A 2926-nucleotide genomic window follows, 5' to 3' on the forward strand; every position below is an offset into this window, starting at 1 on the left:
GCGGTTAACAATAGCTTTCAAGGGGTTAGTGCGTCCGGCACCGTCAGCCCCCTGCCTCACCTTCCACATCTCAAGATGGGTCCTGGCCTTCGCCGGGATGACAGGCGGGGTACGATGACGGCGACGCCGCCGGGGTCGTGGGGCTCTGCAAGGAGCGCAAACAAAAAAGGGGCCCTTGCGGGCCCCTTTCGATTTGGAAATGTCCGAAGACCTTACTCGGCGGCGGGAGCCGACAGGCGAGTGGTTTCGGCGATGCGGCGGCGTTCCTCGAGGATGAGATCGTCGCGCTTGGCAGCGATCTGCTTGGCCTTCGACTGGCCGGCACCGGTACCGGCCGGGATAAGGCGGCCGACGATGACGTTTTCCTTGAGGCCTTCGAGAAGGTCGGCCTTGCCGGACACGGCAGCTTCGGTGAGCACGCGGGTGGTTTCCTGGAAGGAAGCCGCGGACACGAAGGAGCGAGTCTGGAGCGAAGCCTTGGTGATGCCGAGCAGAACCGGGTTAGCGGTTGCCGGCTTCTTGCCTTCGCTGATCAGCGCATCGTTGAGTTCATCGAAGTCGAGCTTGTCGAGCTGCTCGTCCTTGAGCAGGCCCGAGTCACCCGGCAGGACGATCTCGACCTTCTGCAGCATCTGGCGAACGATCACTTCGATGTGCTTGTCGTTAATCAACACGCCCTGGAGACGATAAACTTCCTGGATCTCGTTGACGAGGTAGCGTGCCAGTTCCTCGACGCCCTTGATAGCAAGGATGTCGTGAGGAGCGGGGTTGCCGTCCAGAATGTATTCGCCCTTCTCGATGGTGTCGCCTTCCTGGAGGTGGAACGGCTTGCCCTTCGGGATCAGGTATTCGACGGGATCAGCACCTTCCTCGGTCGGCTCGATGATGACGCGGCGCTTGTTCTTGTAGTCGCGGCCGAAGCGGATGGTACCATCGATCTCAGCGATGATGGCGTGATCCTTCGGACGACGAGCTTCGAAGAGTTCGGCAACGCGCGGCAGACCGCCGGTGATGTCCTTGGTCTTTGCAGACTCGAGCGGGATACGCGCGAGAACGTCACCCGGAGACACCTTTTCACCCGGCTCGACGGCGATAACCGCGTCGACGGAGAGCAGGTAACGGGCATCGCCACCACGATCCACCTTCTGCACGGCACCGCCGCGGGCAATAGCCAGTGCGGGCTTGAGGCCCTCACCACGCTGGTTGCCGCGCCAGTCGATGACGACGCGCTTGGTGAAGCCGGTCGCTTCGTCGGTGTTTTCCGCAACGGATGCACCATCGACCAGATCCTCGAACACGACATCGCCTTCGACGTCGGCAAGGATGGGACGGGTGTAGGGGTCCCATTCAGCCAGACGCTGGCCACGACGAACCTGTTCGCCCTTCTTGACGAGGAGCTTGGAGCCGTAGGCGACCTTGTGGGTCGCACGTTCCTTGCCTTCGGCATCGAGGATGACGAGTGCGACGTTACGGGCCATGACGACCTGCTTGCCGTCCGCAACCGTTGCGAGGCTCGGGTTACGGATGTCGATCTTGCCTTCGGCGCCGGATTCGAGGAACGACGAGTCAACCACCTGAGCCGTACCACCGATGTGGAACGTACGCATGGTGAGCTGGGTGCCGGGTTCACCGATGGACTGAGCAGCAATAACGCCGACAGCTTCACCGATATTGACCGGAGTACCGCGAGCAAGGTCACGACCGTAGCAAGCGGCGCAGCAGCCCTGGCGGAGATCGCAGGTCAGCGGCGAACGAATGCGGATCGACTGGATGCGCGCTTCTTCGATGATGTCGACATGCTTCTCTTCGAGCAGAGTGCCCTTCGGAGCGATCAGGTCGCCAGTCAGCGGATGGAAGACGTCATCGGCAGTCGTACGGCCGAGAACGCGCTGGCCGATAGAGGCCACGATCTGGCCAGCATCGACGATCGGTTCCATGGTGAGGCCTCGCTCGGTACCGCAATCCTCGGTGATGATGATCGCGTCCTGAGCGACGTCGACGAGACGACGGGTCAGGTAACCCGAGTTCGCAGTCTTCAGAGCGGTATCAGCCAGACCCTTACGGGCACCGTGGGTCGAGTTGAAGTACTCAAGAACGTTGAGGCCTTCCTTGAAGTTCGCGGTGATCGGCGTTTCGATGATCGAGCCGTCCGGCTTGGCCATAAGGCCGCGCATGCCGGCGAGCTGCTTCATCTGGGCCGGTGAACCACGAGCACCGGAGTGGCTCATCATGTAAACCGAGTTGATCGGCTTCTGACGACCCGTTTCCTTGTCGATCTGAACGGCAGCAATGCCCTTCATCATCTCTTCGGCGATCTTGTCACCGCACTTGGCCCAGGCGTCGACGACCTTGTTGTACTTTTCGCCCTGAGTGATCAGGCCGTCATTGTACTGCTGTTCGAATTCCTCGACCAGCTTACGGGTGTCTTCCACAATCGTGTACTTCGACTGCGGGATAACCATGTCGTCCTTGCCGAACGAAATGCCGGCGTCGCAGGCGTTCTTGAAGCCGAGCTGCATGACGCGGTCACAGAAAATGACCGTCTCCTTCTGACCGCAACCGCGATACACGGTGTCGATCATCTTGGAGATCATCTTCTTGGTCATCAGCTGGTTCGCCGTGGCGAAGGGCACAGCCGGATTCTTGGGCAGAATCTGACCGATCAGCATACGGCCCGGAGTCGTGTCGACGATCTGGGTGATCTGCTTGCCGTTTTCGTCCCAGGCAGGAACGCGAGCTTTGATCTTGGAGTGGAGCGTGACGACCTTGTTGTCGAGCGCGTGTTCGAGTTCGGCATAGGAACCGAACGACATGCCCTCGCCCGGCTCACCCTCTGCCACGATCGACAGATAGTAGAGACCGAGAACAATGGCCTGGCTCGGCACGATGATCGGCTGACCGTTCGCGGGATGCAGGATGTTGTTGG

The 2926-nt window shown here is 60.5% G+C and carries 1 pseudogene; it reads right to left on the minus strand.

Features of this window, described 5'->3' with window-relative positions:
- Positions 1-212: 212 nt before the first annotated feature.
- Positions 213-2926 (minus strand): annotated as a pseudogene (locus J0I64_RS08640) (DNA-directed RNA polymerase subunit beta'); the annotation flags it as partial.

The sequence above is a fragment of the Devosia sp. genome (assembly GCF_017307565.1).
GTDB lineage: Bacteria > Pseudomonadota > Alphaproteobacteria > Rhizobiales > Devosiaceae > Devosia.